Source organism: Halobaculum sp. MBLA0143 (assembly GCF_041361465.1).
Classification (GTDB): Archaea; Halobacteriota; Halobacteria; order Halobacteriales; family Haloferacaceae; genus JAHENP01.
On record NZ_JBGKAC010000001.1, the window covers coordinates 452,056 to 468,786 of the forward strand.

Annotated in this window: 14 protein-coding genes and 2 tRNA genes; 12 read left to right on the top strand and 4 right to left on the bottom strand. The window is 65.5% G+C overall.

Translation table 11 applies throughout. The features are described 5' to 3' along the window. Positions 1-220: 220 nt before the first annotated feature. The 4 genes from sucC to uppS all read left to right on the top strand — a co-directional run bounded on the left by sucC (position 221) and on the right by uppS (position 4,275). A complete protein-coding gene (sucC, locus tag RYH79_RS02350) occupies positions 221-1,366 on the top strand; it encodes an ADP-forming succinate--CoA ligase subunit beta (protein ID WP_370895841.1) in 1,146 nt (381 codons plus the stop codon). Next, complete coding sequence (gene sucD, locus RYH79_RS02355; protein WP_370895843.1) at positions 1,363-2,229, top strand: succinate--CoA ligase subunit alpha; 867 nt, start codon at positions 1,363-1,365, stop codon at positions 2,227-2,229. The genes sucC and sucD overlap by 4 nt, the downstream gene beginning before the upstream one ends. A gap of 51 nt (positions 2,230-2,280) precedes the next feature. Beyond that, positions 2,281-3,207, top strand: coding sequence for a mechanosensitive ion channel family protein (locus RYH79_RS02360; protein WP_370895845.1), 927 nt, complete (start codon positions 2,281-2,283; stop codon positions 3,205-3,207). 129 nt (positions 3,208-3,336) lie between these two features. Next, positions 3,337-4,275 carry a polyprenyl diphosphate synthase gene (uppS, locus tag RYH79_RS02365; RefSeq protein ID WP_370895847.1) on the top strand — a complete coding sequence of 313 codons (939 nt, stop codon included), beginning with the start codon at positions 3,337-3,339 and terminating at the stop codon, positions 4,273-4,275. Between the two features lie 8 nt (positions 4,276-4,283). Here the strand turns inward: uppS and RYH79_RS02370 are convergent, their stop codons facing one another. After that, positions 4,284-4,730: an RNA-binding protein gene (locus tag RYH79_RS02370; protein ID WP_370895849.1), complete on the bottom strand. Its 447-nt coding sequence runs from the start codon at positions 4,728-4,730 to the stop codon at positions 4,284-4,286. 52 nt (positions 4,731-4,782) lie between these two features. Continuing rightward, positions 4,783-5,010, bottom strand: coding sequence for a DUF1918 domain-containing protein (locus RYH79_RS02375; RefSeq protein WP_370895851.1), 228 nt, complete (start codon positions 5,008-5,010; stop codon positions 4,783-4,785). A 107-nt stretch (positions 5,011-5,117) separates the two neighbouring features. On the opposite strand from RYH79_RS02375, the gene RYH79_RS02380 reads away from it, so the two are divergent. From RYH79_RS02380 to RYH79_RS02400, 5 genes are all read left to right on the top strand, one after another. Continuing rightward, complete coding sequence (locus tag RYH79_RS02380) at positions 5,118-5,912, top strand: glycosyltransferase (protein WP_370895853.1); 795 nt, start codon at positions 5,118-5,120, stop codon at positions 5,910-5,912. Next, positions 5,905-6,384 carry a GtrA family protein gene (locus RYH79_RS02385; protein ID WP_370895855.1) on the top strand — a complete coding sequence of 160 codons (480 nt, stop codon included), beginning with the start codon at positions 5,905-5,907 and terminating at the stop codon, positions 6,382-6,384. The genes RYH79_RS02380 and RYH79_RS02385 overlap by 8 nt, the downstream gene beginning before the upstream one ends. A gap of 82 nt (positions 6,385-6,466) precedes the next feature. Then, positions 6,467-6,541, top strand: a tRNA-Met gene (locus tag RYH79_RS02390). A gap of 128 nt (positions 6,542-6,669) precedes the next feature. Beyond that, positions 6,670-6,742 (top strand) — tRNA-Thr (locus RYH79_RS02395). A 173-nt stretch (positions 6,743-6,915) separates the two neighbouring features. Further along, positions 6,916-7,140, top strand: a complete 225-nt coding sequence (locus RYH79_RS02400; protein WP_370895857.1) for a hypothetical protein — start codon at positions 6,916-6,918, stop codon at positions 7,138-7,140. 264 nt (positions 7,141-7,404) lie between these two features. Here RYH79_RS02400 and RYH79_RS02405 read toward each other — a convergent pair whose 3' ends face one another. Both RYH79_RS02405 and RYH79_RS02410 read right to left on the bottom strand, forming a co-directional pair. Next, on the bottom strand, positions 7,405-7,671 hold the full coding sequence (locus RYH79_RS02405) for a phospholipase D-like domain-containing protein (protein WP_370895859.1): 267 nt from the start codon (positions 7,669-7,671) through the stop codon (positions 7,405-7,407). Positions 7,672-7,822: 151 nt separating this feature from the next. After that, the gene (locus tag RYH79_RS02410; protein ID WP_370895861.1) at positions 7,823-11,938 is read right to left on the bottom strand and encodes a DEAD/DEAH box helicase; all 4,116 of its coding nucleotides are present in this window, start codon (positions 11,936-11,938) and stop codon (positions 7,823-7,825) included. 1,461 nt (positions 11,939-13,399) lie between these two features. Here RYH79_RS02410 and RYH79_RS02415 point away from each other — a divergent pair. From RYH79_RS02415 to RYH79_RS02425, 3 genes are read left to right on the top strand one after another with little or no spacing between them, the layout of a single operon-like run. Then, entirely contained in the window at positions 13,400-13,912 is a 513-nt protein-coding gene (locus tag RYH79_RS02415) for a DUF6884 domain-containing protein (RefSeq protein ID WP_370895863.1), read from the top strand. Continuing rightward, positions 13,912-15,183 carry a tRNA-guanine transglycosylase gene (locus RYH79_RS02420; RefSeq protein ID WP_370895865.1) on the top strand — a complete coding sequence of 424 codons (1,272 nt, stop codon included), beginning with the start codon at positions 13,912-13,914 and terminating at the stop codon, positions 15,181-15,183. Before RYH79_RS02415 ends, RYH79_RS02420 begins: the two co-directional genes overlap by 1 nt. Beyond that, positions 15,184-16,716, top strand: coding sequence for an ATP-binding protein (locus RYH79_RS02425; protein ID WP_370895867.1), 1,533 nt, complete (start codon positions 15,184-15,186; stop codon positions 16,714-16,716). Positions 16,717-16,731 lie beyond the last annotated feature (15 nt).

The window sequence follows — 16,731 nt, forward strand, 5'->3', positions numbered from 1 at the left end:
ACCGACGACTCTCACTGAAAGCCCATCCACCCGGCGTCTCCCGCCGTCTCCCGCCCGCTCGCCGTCCGCCGAACCCGTCAACCGACTGTGACGAATTCCGTCGTCCGCCCGTCCACCCGCGGCCGTCGCCGTAACTAACAGAAATCCGACACTCGTGGCGAGGGGTCGAGCGGACCGAATCGACTGGATTTAAGCGGCCGGTTCCCCCCAGTCCAGACGCATGCGACTCCACGAGCACCAGGCGAAGGACGTCTTCTCCGAGGCTGGGGTTCCGATCCCGGGGTCGGCGCTGGCGACGACGACCGACGAGGTCGTCGACAGTGCCACGGAGATCGGGTTCCCGGCCGCGGTCAAGGCGCAGGTCCACGTCGGCGGTCGCGGCAAGGCCGGCGGGATCGAGATCGTCGAGAGCGCCGACGAGGCCCGTGCGGCCGCAGACCGCATCCTCGGGATGGATCTCAAGGGGTACACCGTCGAGAAAGTCCTCGTCGAGGCCGCCGTCGACTTCGTGAACGAACTGTACGTCGGGATCACGATGGACCGCGGCGCGGGGAAGCCGGTCCTGATGGTGTCGACGGAGGGCGGCGTCGACATCGAGCAGGTCGCCGAGGAGACGCCGGAGGCGATCGCGCGTGTCCACGTCGACCCCGTCGCCGGACTGCGGCCGTACCAGGCCCGGAAGGCCGTCTACGAGGCGGGTGTCCCGGACGACGTAGCCCTGGACGTGGCGGGCGTCCTCTCGACGCTGTACGACCTGTTCGACGAGCGTGACGCCTCCGAGATCGAGATCAACCCGGTGATGGTGACTGACGACCGCGAGGTCGTCGCCGCCGACGCCGTGATGAACGTCGACGACGACGCCCTCTTCCGCCAGGAGGAGCTGGCAGCCCTCGAAGAGGAGTCGTACACGAACGACCTCGAACGGAAGGCCGGCGAGTACGGCTTCGACTACGTCCGGCTGGACGGCAACGTCGGGATCGTCGGCAACGGCGCCGGGCTCGTCATGACGACGCTGGACCTGGTCGACTACTTCGGCGGGGCGCCAGCGAACTTCCTCGACATCGGCGGCGGGGCGAAGGCCGAACGGGTCGCCAACGCGCTGGACGTGGTGTTCTCCGACGAGAACGTCGACAGCGTGGTGTTCAACATCTTCGGCGGGATCACCCGTGGCGACGAGGTCGCGGAGGGGATCAACACCGCCCTGGAACAGCTCGAGGAGATCCCGAAGCCGGTGACGGTACGGCTCGCCGGGACGAACGCAGAAGAGGGGATGGAGATTCTGAACACGGACCTCGTCCAGGTGGAGGCGACACTGGAGGACGCGGTCGAGCGTGCGGTGGCCGACGCCACGGAGGTGGACGAATGAGCATTCTCGTCGACGACGACACTCGTGTGGTGGTCCAGGGGATCACCGGCGGGGAAGGGAAGTTCCACACGGAACAGATGCTAGCGTACGGCACGAACGTGGTCGCGGGCGCGGTGCCCGGCCGTGGCGGCCAGGAGGTGGCGGGTGTCCCGGTGTACGACACCGTCACCCGGGCCGCCGAGGCCGAAGACGCCGACGCGAGCGTGATCTTCGTCCCGCCGGCGTTCGCCGCCGACGCGATCTTCGAGGCACTGGACGCGCCGATCGACCTCGCGGTCGCCATCACCGAGGGGATCCCCACCCAGGACATGGCTGCGGTGAACTCCGAGCTGTCGGACACGGACACGACGCTGGTGGGTCCCAACTGCCCCGGACTGATCACACCCGGCGCGGCGAAGCTGGGGATCCTGCCGGGCAACATCTTCGAGGCCGGCAACGTCGGGCTGGTCTCCCGCTCGGGGACGCTCACCTACCAGGTCGTCTCCAACCTCACCGACCGCGGGCTCGGCCAGTCGACGGCCGTCGGGATCGGCGGCGACCCGATCATCGGCACCTCCTTCGTGGACGCGTTGGAGCTGTTCGAGGCGGACCCGGAGACGGACGCCATCGTCATGTGCGGCGAGATCGGCGGCGAAGACGAGGAACAGGCGGCCGCGTTCATCGACGAGCACGTCGACACGCCGGTGGCGGGCTTCATCGCCGGCCGCACCGCCCCGCCGGGCAAGCGGATGGGCCACGCCGGCGCGATCGTCTCCGGCTCCGGCACCGGGACGGCACAGTCGAAGATCGACGCGCTGAACGACGCGGGCGTCCCGGTCGGCGACACCCCCGAGGAGGTCGCAGACCTCGTCGAAGGGTTCTGAGTCGGGCGCTGGCGGCCCCGAACTTTTAACCCCCGGAACTGTCGCTGGGGTATGGTCGGTGTCTCACCCGTCCCCGCCGGGGGCAGTGTGCTGTTGCAGAGCGGCGACATCGTGTTCCAACTGTTCGGAATCTCACAGGAGGAGCTCGGGAGGCAACTACTCGACGTCGCGACGGCGGCGGTGACGTTCGTCCTGGCGTTCACCGCGGTGTACGTGGCCGGGTCGCGGCTGTTGTCACCGTTGGCGGCCCGGGCGATGTCGAGCCGGGAGTTCGACGACACGGTCCAGAGTCTCGCCGAGAGCGTGGTGAACGCGGCCGTCCTGTTCGCGGCCGTCGCCGTCGCGTTCACCGTCGCCGGCTTCGGGTCGTTCCTGACGGCGTTCGCCACGTTCGGGTCGGCGTTGGCGCTGGCAGTCGGCTTCGCCGCCCAGGATCTCGTCGCCAACTTCGTCGCCGGGATCTTCATCCTGAAGGACAAGCCGTTCGAGGTGGGTGACTGGATCGAGTGGTCCGGCGGCTCCGGGCGTGTCCGCGACATCGACCTCCGGGTGACCCGGATCCAGACGTTCGACAACGAACGGATCACGGTGCCCAACTCCGACCTGGCGAACGACGCCCTCGTCAACCCGGTCGCCTACCAGACGCTCCGCGGGAAGTTCACCTTCGGGATCGGCTACGACGACGACATCGACCACGCGACGGACTGTATCCTCGACGAGGCAGAGAACGTCGACGACGTGCTCTCGGACCCGGCGCCGTCCGTCCGGGTGACGGAGCTGGGCGACTCCGCCGTCGGGCTCCAGGCCCGTTACTGGATCGACGAGCCGAGCCGCGGCGACTACGTTCGAGTGCGGTCGGAGCTCGTCTCGGCGGTGAAACGTCGGTTCGACGCCGAGGGGATCGACATGCCGTACGTCCACCGGGAACTCACCGGTGACGTCGAGGTGATCGAGCAGGCCGTCGAGGAGCCCGTCTGACGCCGTCTGAACGTCGCCGGTCGGAGCGCCGCGCCGGCGACGTGACCCCCACCCCGAGACGCGCTGGCGGCCGACCACCGCGACGTATCTCACAAAACACATTAGGAGGCCGGTCGGAATCGTACCGTAGTGACTGACAGGGGCCGACTCCGCGGGCTGGTCCACGGGGCCTACGAGCGACTCCTCCGCCGCGAGATCGACGGTGCGCCGACACACGTCGCCATCATCCAGGACGGCAACCGACGGTACGCTCGTTCGAACGGCGGAGACGCACCGGACGGCCACCGGGCCGGAGCCGAGACGACAGAGCAGGTGTTAGACTGGTGTAGCGAACTGGGCGTGGAGGAGCTGACGCTGTACGCCTTCTCGACGGAGAACTTCCAACGGCCGGACGAGGAGCTGGAGCCGTTGTTCGACCTGTTGGAGCGGAAGCTCCGCGAGTTCGCGGACGCCGACCGGGTCCACGACCAGGGGGTCCAGATCCGCGCACTCGGCGACGTGGCGATGTTGCCCGAACAGGTGCGGTCGGCCGTCGACTACGCCGAGCGCCGGACACGGGAGTACGACCAGTTTCGGCTCAACGTCGCGCTGGCGTACGGCGGTCGGAACGAACTGCTGTCCGCGGTGCGGGCGGTCGCGGGCGACGTGGCCGCCGGGGAGCTGTCGCCGTCGGCCGTCGACACCACCGAGATCGAGTCGCGACTGTACGACCGCCCGGTGCGGGACGTGGACCTGATCGTCCGGACCGGAGGGGACGAACGCACCTCCAACTTCCTGCCGTGGCACGCCAACGGGAACGAGGCGGCGGTGTACTTCTGTACCCCGTACTGGCCGGAGTTCTCGAAGGTGGACTTCCTCCGGGCGATCCGCACCTACGAGGCCCGCGAGGAGTCGTGGCGACGAGCGCGGGTCGAACGAGCGGTCGCACTCCTCCAGGCCGTCGCGCAGGCGGAGTTGGCGGAGGCGCGGACGGTCGCGGGACGGCTCCGCGACCGGCTCCCCGGCGGGACGGAGGAGGCGGTCACGGAGGCGCTGGAGTCGACAGAGCCGACGGAGCCGGCCGACTGACCTCCCGACTACGCCGGCTCCGTCTCCTCGCGCAGCGTCGACAACACCTCGTGGGCGTTCTCGACGGCGTTCTCGTGGCGTGCCGGGTACGCCTCCACCTTCGCGCGGAGGGTGAGCCCCTCGCCGAGGCTGACCCGGCCACCGAAGGCGTCCTGTTTGTCGAGTCGGAGGAACAACGAGCAGTTGTCGTCGACCCGGTCGTCCAACTCCGACAGCACGCGGTCGATCTCCGCGAGGCTGGCGAGCCGCGAGAGGACGTGTCGCACGTCGTCGGCGTTCTCGACGCGGGTAGAGAGGGTCCGGATCCGGTCGCCGTTGTGTCCCTCGACGGTGTCCCGATCGATGTCGAACTCCTCCGGGAGGAACGTCCGGAGGGCGTCCTCGACGCGACGGTCGTCCTCCGTGGCGTACGAGAACGTCCGGAGATCGACGTAGTGGAAGGGTACACGAGCCATACCGGTCGCTACGCGACTCGGGGTCAAAAAGGGCCGACTCTGTAGCGGGCGACTACTCCTCGTCGGCGTCCGTGTCGGCTCCGCCCGCGTCGCCGTCGGACTCGACGAGTTCGAGCTGGTCTGCGGGGATTCCCTGCTCTTGGCCGTCTTCGAACGAGACCGTGTAGGTGGCGTCGCCGAACATCGTCTCCATCACCTGGGTGACGGTGCCGGTCTCCCCGTCGAAGTCGCTGTGTTCGTCCGAGAGTTCCACGCTGTCGTCCTCTTCGAACTCGGTCATGCGGCAGGCTTCGACGCGCCGGTACAAAAGCGTCGTGAAACGCTGGCTCGCCGGTGTCGTCCCGCGAGTCCGTACGGTTTTTGTCCAGCCCCGGAGAAGACCGCTCCATGTCGAACAGTGTCGGGGTGGTGGTGCCGGCCTACCGGCCCGACCCAGACCGGCTCCGTTCGTACCTCCGTGCCCTCCGCGAGACGGTCGCCCCGGAGACGATCCGGGTGGAACTGGACGCCCCCGACCCCGGCGGGGTCGACTTCTCGCTCCCGCAGTGGGTCGACGTGGACGTCTCTCGGCGCCGCCGCGGCAAGGGCGGCGCGATCACGGACGGGTTCGAGGCACTGTCGACGGACGTGCTCGTCTTCGCCGACGCCGACGGCGCGACCCCGGCGTCCTCGCTCGCGGCCGTGATCGACGCCGTCCGCGCGGACGGGGGGCTGGCGGTCGGCTCCCGCCGACACCCGGAGGCGTCGATCCGGTCACACCAGACGTTCGCTCGGCGGTTCCTCGGCGACGGCTTCGCCTGGATCGCCCGCCGGCTGTTGGACGCACAGCTGTACGACTACCAGTGTGGCGCGAAGGCGATCGACGCGACCGTCTGGCAGGCCGTGCGCCCACACCTCTACGAGCCGGGGTTCGCCTGGGACATCGAGCTGGTCGCCGTCACGGCGGCGATGGAGTACCCCGTCGCGGAGGTGCCGGTGACGTGGGAGGACCAGCCGGGCTCTACCGTCTCGCCCGTCCGTGACGGGCTGGCGATGGCCCAGGGACTGCTCGTCGCCCGCCACCGCGCCCGACTCCTACGGAACGACCGCCTCCACCGGCTGTTCGACAGCGGCGACGACACCGCGCTCGTCGACCGCGACCCACACTCGGCAGACGAGCCCGGAGGTGTCGACGGTGAGTGACGACCGGACGACGGCGCCGGACGGCGGAGAGTCGTCGACCGGCACCGTCGACGCGTTGCTGTCCGGCACCCGGATCGGTCAGTTCCTCTCCGTCGGCGTCGCCGGCGCGACCCTGGAGACGGTCGTGTTGTCCCTGTTGGACCCCGTGCTCGGACTGCCGTTCCTGGTCGCCAAGGCCGTCGGTGCGGAGGCGTCGATCACGCTGATGTTCCTGTTGAACGACAACTGGACGTTCGACGGCGAGTCCGACGCCTCCGTGGTCCGGCGGTGGCTCCGGTCGAACTCCGTCCGGATCGTCGGCGTCGGGATCGCCGCCGGGATCGGCCAGGCGCTCGTCACCTTCGTCGACCCCGGGGTGGTCGTCGCCGGCTTCGACGTCTGGGCGCCCGTCGCCAACCTCGCCGGTATCGGGGTTGCGATGGTCGTCAACTACGTCGCCGAGAGCCTGTTCACCTGGCGAATCGGCGTGTGACCGACGGACCGTGGTGTGTGACCGCGGGACAGCGTCGACTCCTAACGCAACCCTTACAAGTCGCGCAGCGTTCGTACCTGGTAGCGGGATGGGATAGCCAGGAGATTCCGCCGGGCTCATAACCCGGAGATCGGTAGTTCAAATCTACCTCCCGCTACTCCTCTGGTGACCGACGCCCCCCAGCGTCGGGTCCGTCCCTGCCTCCGTTCTCGCTCGTGACTGTGTCCCAGGACGGCGTCCTTTCGGAACGATTAAGTCTGGGACGGCGATACGTCGTGGTGAAGCGCCGGTGTAGCTCAGCTGGCAGAGCGATTCCTTCGTAAGGAATAGGCCGAGGGTTCAAATCCCTCCACCGGCTTCCTGCCGTGAACGAATGTGAACAGCGGAAGCCGTGCGGAGTGGTTTGAACCAGGGAACGGAGTGTGTGGCCGGGTCTGAGATCCGTGGCAACGCGACTGATTTCGGGCAGGGAACGAACGCAGTGAGCGACCGTGGTTCAAATTCCTCCACCGGCTGTACGACGGAGGTTCGATGTCCGAGGAGGCACCGACGCACAGATTGAATCTCCGGCGTGTCGTCTCCCGCCCGACCTCCGAGATTCGGGCTGCACAGGAGCGTTGGGCACGGCTGGTGTTGATCGCCGGCGTGGTGATGGGTACCAACAGAGAACTGCTACGGCCACTGTCGGAAGGAGAGCGCCGATTCAGCCAGCAAGCCTCCGCAGGGAACGTCGGCGACCGTTCCGGGTTGATCTGACGGCCATCGGTGAAGCCGGTGGTGTCGGTACCCAAGCGGAGTGTAACTCCTCCGAGGAGCTGCGTTGTCTCGTCACAAGAACGGCGGTGACGCGGCAGGTCATCAGAAATCCAGACTTCTCCCGGTCGTTCGCGGCCAAGCACGGTGTCTCTCCGTCAGTTGTCGTCGGCTGTAACGATCGATTCGAGCTCGGGTCTGCACTCGAAGCCGAACTCTGGAGACGAACCACCCGGCGTCAAAACCCCGATGGAACGACAGGATCCGTCACCAGTCCAGCTGTAGTTCCGCGTCGAGGAACGCTTCCACACTCCCGTACTCGTTCTCGACGACCTCGCACAGTTCGCGGTTGTCCCGGAGCCCGCCGCGGGTGATGTTCGCCGATCCGACGTAACGGAACTCCGGTGTGACAATCGCCTTCGCGTGAAGGTCATCGACGCTCTCGACACGGACGCGTTCGGGGAGCCGGCGCCGGACGTAATCGTTGTGTGACTCGCCCTCGCGCAGGTACACTTGGACTTCCGTCTCGACCACGGAGAGTGCAGTCGAGAGGCGTACTCGCCGCGGTAAACCACGCTCGGGGTCGGTCACTGGTAGCGAAATCCGCACGTCGCTCAGCCACGGAGAGACGACGGCGACCCTCTCCGACCGCACCAGTGCGAATCCGAGGAGCGCTCCCAGCGCGTCAGAAGTCGAGGAAAATGCTCGTGTCATCGAACTCTGCCGCAGGTGTGGTTTCGAGGCCGAACATCGTCTCGACCGTCGCACTCGCGTCGACACTCCGGAGGAGGTGGTTGCGGAGTCGCTCGGCAACGACGTAGCTAAGCCCGTCGCCCTGCTCGACGCCAGCGATACAGCCCGACAGCTGAAGCGTCTCGACACAGTCGTCTACGTCCGGAGAGTGGAACAGCGTCTCTAGTCGGTCGTGATCGACGCTGTCGTCGACGAGGGTGTCGACGGCCGACTCGGGGTACTCGCGCTCCCCGCCCAACTGGGCCTCGGCGACAGTGTGTTTGATCCTGAGCGCAGTCGTAGTCGACAGTGTCTCCGAGTCGCGCCCGAGCTGCCGACAGCGGTCGACCCCCGCCAACACCTCTTGTGTCACCTGGTCGACGACGTACTCGAACGGGGTGTCGAGCGTGGCGTCAACGGCGGCTCGAACGCCTGACTCGGCGATGTCTGGAGAGAGCCGGTCGACGAACGCTTCGCTGGTCCACAGCCGTTCGGCTTCGACCTGTGGGTTGTAGCCGACACGGAGAAGCGACTCCAGAACGCTCCCTGGGTCGCGGTCGATCTCCTCGAAGGCGAGGTCAACGACACCCTGGCCCCCTTCGGTCCGTTCGAACACGTACACCTCCCGTTCGGCTTCGTCGAACCCGTACAGGAGACTCGTCGTGTTGACACTGCTCACGTCGGCGACGAGCTGAAGCAGGAAGTGCGCGGCCGTGTGGTGGACCAGATACTCGAACGGTACGTCGGCGTCCTCGGGCTGGTACTGCTCTACGGCCGCTCGGACACCGTCACCGAGGCTGTCGAGGAACGGTCCGAGGTCGAACACGAGCCCCCGGGTGTTCAGGTGAAATCCCAGCGGGCGCTCCGGGCTCTCGATCCGGCGTTCGTCTCGCTCGGATGCGAACCGGTACACCCACTCGCCGTCGACCTGTATCGGATCCGCGGGCGTGATTTCGAGTGTGACCCCTTCGAGCGTGACTGTGGGCGACACGTCCGCGAGTGCGAGGTTGCCGACCTGTTCGTCGACGTGCCGGTCTCGCAACTGGGTGGCGACTTCCGGTTCGGCGTGGATCTTTCCCTCTTCGTAAGTGTCGTGCCGGAGACAGTCTCCGTCGGTGTGGGTCAGACAGACCGGACAGTACTGGACGACGTTCTGCGCCTCGTCGCCGGCGAGATCTTCGTACTCCGTGAGCCGGATCTCGTCGGGGACGAGGACACCGTCCTCCTGACGGCCGTCGACACTCTCGGTGAGCGTGAACTGGACGGTGCCGTCGTCGGTGACCTCCGTCCGCGGGAGGAAGGCACGAAGCGTGCCCTGGTCGGACCGGTACTCGCTGCGGTACGGAACGTACGTGCTGAGGATACTGTCGATCGACTCCTGGCTACCGTCGACCGCGTTCTGGTCGCCGAAGACAGTGACGAACCGACCGGCAGAGCCGTAGTAGTCCGGTGGGACGAACCAGATCTCTTCGTCCACCGACTCGCCGGCCGCTTCCCAAAACCGACTGACGTAGTAACTACACCGGAGAAGGTGTTTGACGCCGTACAAGCTCTTGTACGGCTGCTCGCTCAGGTCGATGTACGCTTCGAGTTCGTCGACTGCTTCACCGAGATAGAACAGTTGGGTCCGTTGGTCGAAGTACCGTTCCAATCGGCCGTCCGACTGGAGATCACGGAGCCGTTCGAGCACGTCGTCCACCTCGTCGAGTCGACCGGCGTTCACCCGGGGGACAGCCCCGTCGTCGGCACGGTCGGCCGCCCGTTGGATCGGACGCATCCGCCCCGAGACACCGAACAGCCTGTCGACGACGCTCTCGAACTCGGAGACCGACTCGGTCGGTGTCCACGACCCGCGCGTCGCCGCCGCCGTCTCCTCTCGTAGCGCCTCGAGTTCGGCTTCGAGTTCCTCCGGGTCTCCCGGCGGTGACTCCCCGGCGCTCTCGATCCGGTCGACGTAGCCCTGAATCTGTCCCCGGAGGCTGTCGATCAGGTCTCGGAGCTCGTCGCGGACACGGAAGGTGTACTCTCGGACGGCCTCGCTTCCGCGGACGATCGTGTCGCCGTCCCGATCGAAGTGTTCGGTCAGCTCGGCGAGTTCGGCGTCGACCTCCTCGGCGGTCGCCTCGACGGCGGCCGATAGCCCCCCGGCGACGTGCTCCGACAGCGCTGGCTCGCCCGGCACGTCGACCGAGCGGTCGAACCACTCGTCGAAGAACGTCTGCGGGTCGGTCACGAACTCGTAGACGGCATCGTAGCCCAACTCCTCACGGAGGAACCGGTCGAGAAACTCGAGGTGTTCGTCTCGCTTCGAATCGAACCCGCCGCGGTACTCCGCCTCGACGGCGCTCGCACACTCCGAGTACAGCCGCAACGTCGAGTGAATCCACTCGACGACGGGGTTGTCGATCTTCAGCGGAGTCCGAATGTCCGATCCGAGGAAGCGTTCGGCCCGGTAGAAGACGTTCGCGTCGTCGGTGAGGTTCGAGAGGAGCACGACGACGTGAGCGTCGTCTCCACGCTGACGCCCGGCGCGTCCGGCACGCTGGTTGAACGACGACAGGTCCCACGGTGTCCGGTACTGGGTGACGACGCCGATGTCACCGATGTCGATTCCGACCTCCAAGAACGAGGTGGAAAACAGGAGGTTGCTGTCGGCCGCCTCGCCGGCGTCGAACCCCTCGTCGGCGTACACGCGGGTCGTGTTCAACGGTCTGTCGACGAACGACCGGCCGAACGACGACGCGACCGCCGGCCAGTTCTCCTCTCCGTCACCGCCGAAGTGGTAGCGCCACAGCCCCCGGTCTGCGTCTGCCTTCCGGAACTGCGCGGACTTCTGGTTGATCTGGGAGATACTGTCGATGAAGGACAACACCTTACTCTCGCTGCCGTCGGCGTCGGGGCCGGTGAGGGTGTGCCCGAGCAGCATCGACTGTTGGATCGCCATTGAGGAGACGGGGACATCCTCGGCCGCAGACAGGAAGTAGTAGTGCACACTGTCGTCGTGGCTGTCGTCGTAGTCGCTGTCCGGGGGTTCGACGGTCTCGATCCGGTCGTCGTCGTCGATGCCGAAGATCCGCCGACCGAACTGTTCGGGGTCGTCGATGGTCGCGCTGGAGCCGATCCACCGCAGCGGGCTCTCGGAGACGCTGTCGACGTTCCGGACGATCCGCGCCGCGTGAGCTCCCCGAAGCTGAGTGTAGAGGTGGACCTCGTCGAGCACAATCGTGTCGAGGTGGTCGACGAGATCGTAGTTGGGCTTCAGTGCGAAGCTCTCCAGCGATTCGAGCGTCGTCAGCAGGATGTCGGGACGACTGTCGTGGACGACATCACTGCGCGGGAGGACAACCTGACGGTGGTCGAACCGGTGGCTCGGGTCGGCCTCACACTGGAGTCGGTAGCCCCGACCGTCACGGGTCACTTCGAAGGCGTTGGGGTCGCCGTCGTCGCCACACCAACAGTTCGTGAGTGCGAGCCGGTCGGGGCCACCGGCGCTCCGCTCGACGTAGTCTCTCTGGCCCACCTTGTCGTTCCGGTACGGCTGGCCGCCGGTGTAGAGCCCGACGGAGAGGTCTGTCCCCGTCTGCTCGCCGATCCGGTGGACGTACTCCAGCACACGTTCGAGTTGGTCTTGCAGCAGTGCTCGCCGTGGGTAGACCATCGCCACGCTGTCCTGTCGATCGTCGACGAGGTGCTGGAACAACGCCCCCAGGAACGCCTCCGTCTTGCCGAAGCCCGTCGGCGCCGACAGGACGGCCGCGGTCGACGACCCACGACGCTTCGCCTGGCGGTGGAGCCGATTCACCGTCTGCCAGCTGTCCACTTGGAAGTCGAGCGGATCGAACTCGAAGATGTCCGCCACCCGCTGGACGAACTCGTCGTCACCGTCGTACGGCGAAGAGGCACGCCGGTCCTGCCGCTCGTGTTCGTACTTCACCGCGTCCGCGACGTACGGACGATCACCCTGATCGTCCGAGTCGAACAGCTGCCGGTTGGACAACATCGCGTCCAGTAAATCGGCGACTCCGTCGGGGTACCGCGTCTCGTCGGAGGCTCGATCGAAGTAGCGCACGTCGCCTCTCTGGAGGGTGAGAGGGCGTAAAAAAGGTCGGGTCCCGCCGAGTCTACCGGAGATCGCGCGGACCGACGGCGTTGTCACTATCCGCCGTCGCTGGCGTCGTGGTGGGAATCATCTGTCGTTGGGCGTGACTTTGAGTTTAGACGTAGCTCGCCGCGGGGCGAGCGTCGGTCGGTTCATCGCTAGCCTCGGTTCAGGTACTTGAGTGCCGCACAGACGAGCGGGACAGCCAGAATCCCGACAGGCACCCACGGGGGCAATGTGAAGCCTATCAGCCAGGCCAATCCTTTGAGGAGACCGACCGCTGGGCTAATCCGACAGTAACCCTGCCAAATCTCCTGCATCGGTGTGACCTGCCCACCGTTGGATGGTCCGTCACCGTCGCTGTCGCTGTCAGTTGTCTCGCTGTTCGCCTCGTTCGTACCTCGTGTCTTCTCAATCATATCAGATTTTAGCGCTGGGTAGCCGCCCATCGCCGTCGCTGTCGCTGTCAGTTGTCTCGTTGTTCGCCTCGCCCGTGCCGCGTGTTGTCTCAGTCATCTTTCGATTTGGCTGTTGCTGGTACCCCCGATACACCGGCGTCTGTCGCAGTCGGCTGGAGCTATCGCTGCTCCTCCGCCCCTGCGGCCGCTTGACACCCTGGCGTCGGGGTGGTGGCCGAGAAGCTTCACGCTTCACGACCACGTCGTGCTGGTTCGCTCCGCCAGTCCCCTCGCCCACTTCTGTAGCAGGGACAGGTTCTCTTCCGCCTGGCGGTGGTCTCCTCTTCACGCTGACGTACGGCGGACTAGCTCGCCCCTTCTTGCACCCATCGCCGGGCGCAGCAAGACTTGCCATCCGTTCCCGAGGGTTCTCAATGCCTCGGGGAGTCGCGTACATTCCCGTGTATATAACAGGGAGGCCATGGTTATAAACCTTTGTTCCAGGATTACAATAGATAGATAAACAAGATAATGTCGACTATATTTTGCCTTGTATGTAGACAGTATGATCAGGAGTAGAAATTTGAGGATTTCCTGTGGTCTGTGAGGGGAGGGGGAGGGGGGTCCGACGAGGTTGTGTGTGGTATCGAGCCTAAAGTTTGAATCAGACATCCATGGTTTGGACACAAGTCTCGGCGGGGATGGCTCCTCCTCTTAAATGGGTGTCTTCGCCCAGGTTTATTTGGAATGCTGATGCTTGAAATAATGTTTGAGGGTCGGACTACTTCTGCAGTGACTCCTACACTTTGGAGGCAGTATTTCATAGTTCTGGAATTCTGGCCCTCCCGTATACTGCCTCTCCAGCCAGCACAATAGCTCCAAGGGCGCTCTAGAGAGAAATTCGCTCTAAAGAGAGGCTTACGAAGCACAGCAGTAATTCAAGACGCATCAATACAGCCAGTGTAATAGCTATGACATGAGAGCGCCAATGCAGAGACAAAGATCTTAACCCACACGATCCCCACCACGCTCCGTGAACACGCTGCTCGTCCAATCCTGCTCTTCTCGGAAGACAGCAACGACAGAGCCTCTCCCGGCGATAGAGCTGTACGACGGCTACTTCTACCGCATCCTGAAGAAGGCGCGCCGTGAGACGGATGAACTCCCGGTCGATATCCGGATTCTGTCTGCCGAACACGGACTACTCCACCCGGAGACGCCCATCGAGCCGTACGACCGAGAGATGGACGCCGAGCGCGCCGCCGAGTTACGCGAGTCCGTCGTCGCGACGCTCGCCGACCTCGCGGGCGACTACGACCGGGTGGTAATTGTCGGGGGCACACAATACCGCTCCGCGACCGAGGGGCTCGCGGCGGCGACGGACACGCCGGTCCACTACGTTCGCGGCGACGGGATCGGGGAGATGGGGGGGAAGCTGAAGCGGTTCCTCCACGGTGACGACGCGGCAGTCGTTGACGACACCTCGACGGACGACGATCCACGTCGAGCAGACGAGCAACGACCGTCGAGCTGCGCGGGGGACTGATGTCGAACACGCGCACGCACGCGGACGGAGACGAGCGAGACGGAGACGAGCCACCGTTCGCGTTCACCGTCGAGGCGACCGCCGGCGACGCGCGAGCGGGACGGCTCCGCGTCCGCGACACGGAGCTTCCCACCCCGGCGATGTTCCCGGTGGTCAACTTCTACGGCGGTGGTCGCCCGAGAAGCTTCTTCGGCGGGGGGATCTACCGAACCGTGAAGGAACTCGCCGTCGGTGTCGAGCGTGTCGACGGCGTCGCCGCGCCGGAGTACTTCGACGCTACGATGATGTCCGTCGCCTCGCTCACCGACTACGGAATCTCCGAAGACCTGTTCGAGACGTACCGCGACACGGAGCTGTTGGAGCGTTCGGAGTTCGAGTCGTTAGAGAGCCTGCTGTTCCTCGACTCGGGCGGGTTCAAGTTCCTCGGCGACGGCCAGTTGGAGGGGAACGGCTTCGCCGTCGAGATGGACCAGACGGCTGTGTACGAGATTCAACGTGATCTCGGCGGCGACGTGCTCGTCAACCTCGACCACCCGATTGCACCGGACGACGACCACGCGACCCGCGTCGAGAAGGCCAGGAAGACCGCCGAGAACGTCGAGACGTTCCTGTCGCTGACGGCCGACAGCGACGCGGCGCTGTACCTCACTCTCCACGGCTACAACTATTCGATGATGGACGAGTTTTTGGAGACAGTCACGGATGTCGTCCCGGCGTCGGTGCTTCGGGAGGGGTTCGACGGCATCGCGCTCGGGAGCCTCGTTCCAAAGAAAGACGATCGCGAGGCGTTGATCCAAGCGGTGAGTGACTGCCGTGAAGTGCTCGCCGACTGGGGAATGCGCGACCGACCATTGCACGTCCTCGGAATCGGCAGCCGTGCTATCCCGCTCCTCGTCGGAATGGGCGTCGACAGCTTCGACTCGACGACGTACGTCCAGAACGCCATCAACGGGAAGTACCAACAGTCGTTGGTCGACACCGTCCCGCTGGACGACGCCGACTTCGACCGGTGCGACTGTCCGGTGTGTTCTTCCGACGTGCTCGTCTCGCGGATGCGTGGCGACGCCGAGTACAAGAAAGACGTGCTCGGACCCGTCGCCGTTCACAACCTGATCGTCCAGAAGCGCGACGTGGCGGCGCTCAGAGAGACCGTCGCGTCGGGCGAGACCGGGCAAGTAATACAGTACCTCGAAGATACACTCGGACACCACGAGACGATGAGGAAACACGCACACGCAGTCGTCAACCGTTCGTTGGGAGGGTACTTCTGAATGCTCCGTGAACCGACAGTGAACGAGGTCAACGAGTTTCTGGAGATCGCCTCCGACTTCGAGGACCCGTTGGAGGTGATCCGGGAGTCGTTGTCGAACGCCTACGACGCCGAGGCGACGACGGTCCGGATCGCCATCGAGCACGCCGAGAACGGCTCCGACATCGTGGTCGCCGACGACGGCCACGGCATGGACGACCGCGACCTCGCGTCGTTCTTCGACCTCGGTAACTCCCGCAAAGAGGACAGTATCGGGTACAAAGGACACGGAACCAAGATTTTCTACAAGTCCGACCGGATCACAGTCGAGACGGTCCACGACGGGACGGAGCGACGCGCGGTCATGGACGACCCCTGGCGAAAGCTCAACGACCGTGTCCTCCCGGAGTACGAGGTGACGGAAGACGACACGGACCTCGACGAGATGTCGACTCGAATCCGGATCGAGAACTTCCGGTCTGGCCAGGGGTTCGACCCGTCGAAGCTCACCTACAACAAGATCGAACACTACCTCTACTGGAAGACAATCGTCGGGTCGACCGCACACCACTTCGGAGACGACCACCGTCGGATGCAGGTCGTCGTCGACCTCGACGAGCGAATCGACGACACCCGAGACAGTCTCGACACCCGGACGGGGTTCGAGTTCCCGGACGAACAGCTCGACCCCGGCGACGGCGACCAGCCGGCGGCGTACATGTGCAAACACTACCCACCCCGGGAGCTGTCGGTCGAGTACGACGGCGGGGAGACGACGGTTCAGATGGTCGGGATGGTCGGCGGGAAGGCGGCGCGAAACGAACTCCCGACCTACGGGAAACACTCCGCGCAGTTCGGCGTCTGGCTCGCCAAAGACCACATCAAAGTCGAACGGATCAACGACACCCTCGCGCACGACAACGAGTTCCTCCACTTCATGTTCGTCGCCAACTGCCAGGACATCGAACTGGCCGCCAACCGGGAGTCGATCCGGAACAAGGCGAGTCCGGTGTTCGCGGCCATCCGCGAGGAGGTCTCGTACTACATGTCGAAGGTCGCCAACGACCCCTGGTTCGAGACGTACCTGGAGGCTCGAAAGCGTGGTCGGTACGAGCGCCGCGTCGACGACGAGGCCGGCGGCGTGTCCGAGCGTCGCGCGGCCGTCGCCGACCGTGGCGGCTTCTCACCGTCAAACCGCCCGGAGCTGCTGGTCGGCCTCCAGCGTGCTACGGCCCGCGACGACACTCTCGACGTGACCGTCGAAGACTTCGCTCCCGGCTCCGAGGTCAACGCGCTGCTCACACGCGACGGAACGCTCGAGAACGCCGCCGTCGCACACACCCTCACCGGGCTCCTCGACGACGGCGTGCCACTCGAACCGGTCGACGTGGTCGTCTGTTGGGAGCAGGGCGACCCGACGGAGCTCCGCGAGTGGGAACGGCGCGACTACTTCGGCGGCAGCCTCGCAGTCGACACCGACGCCGGACGGCTCACCTACGACTCCGACGGTCGCCACACAGTCGACGTGCTCGAACTCGCACCGTACTTCGAGTGACGGCGGGAGGGTCAG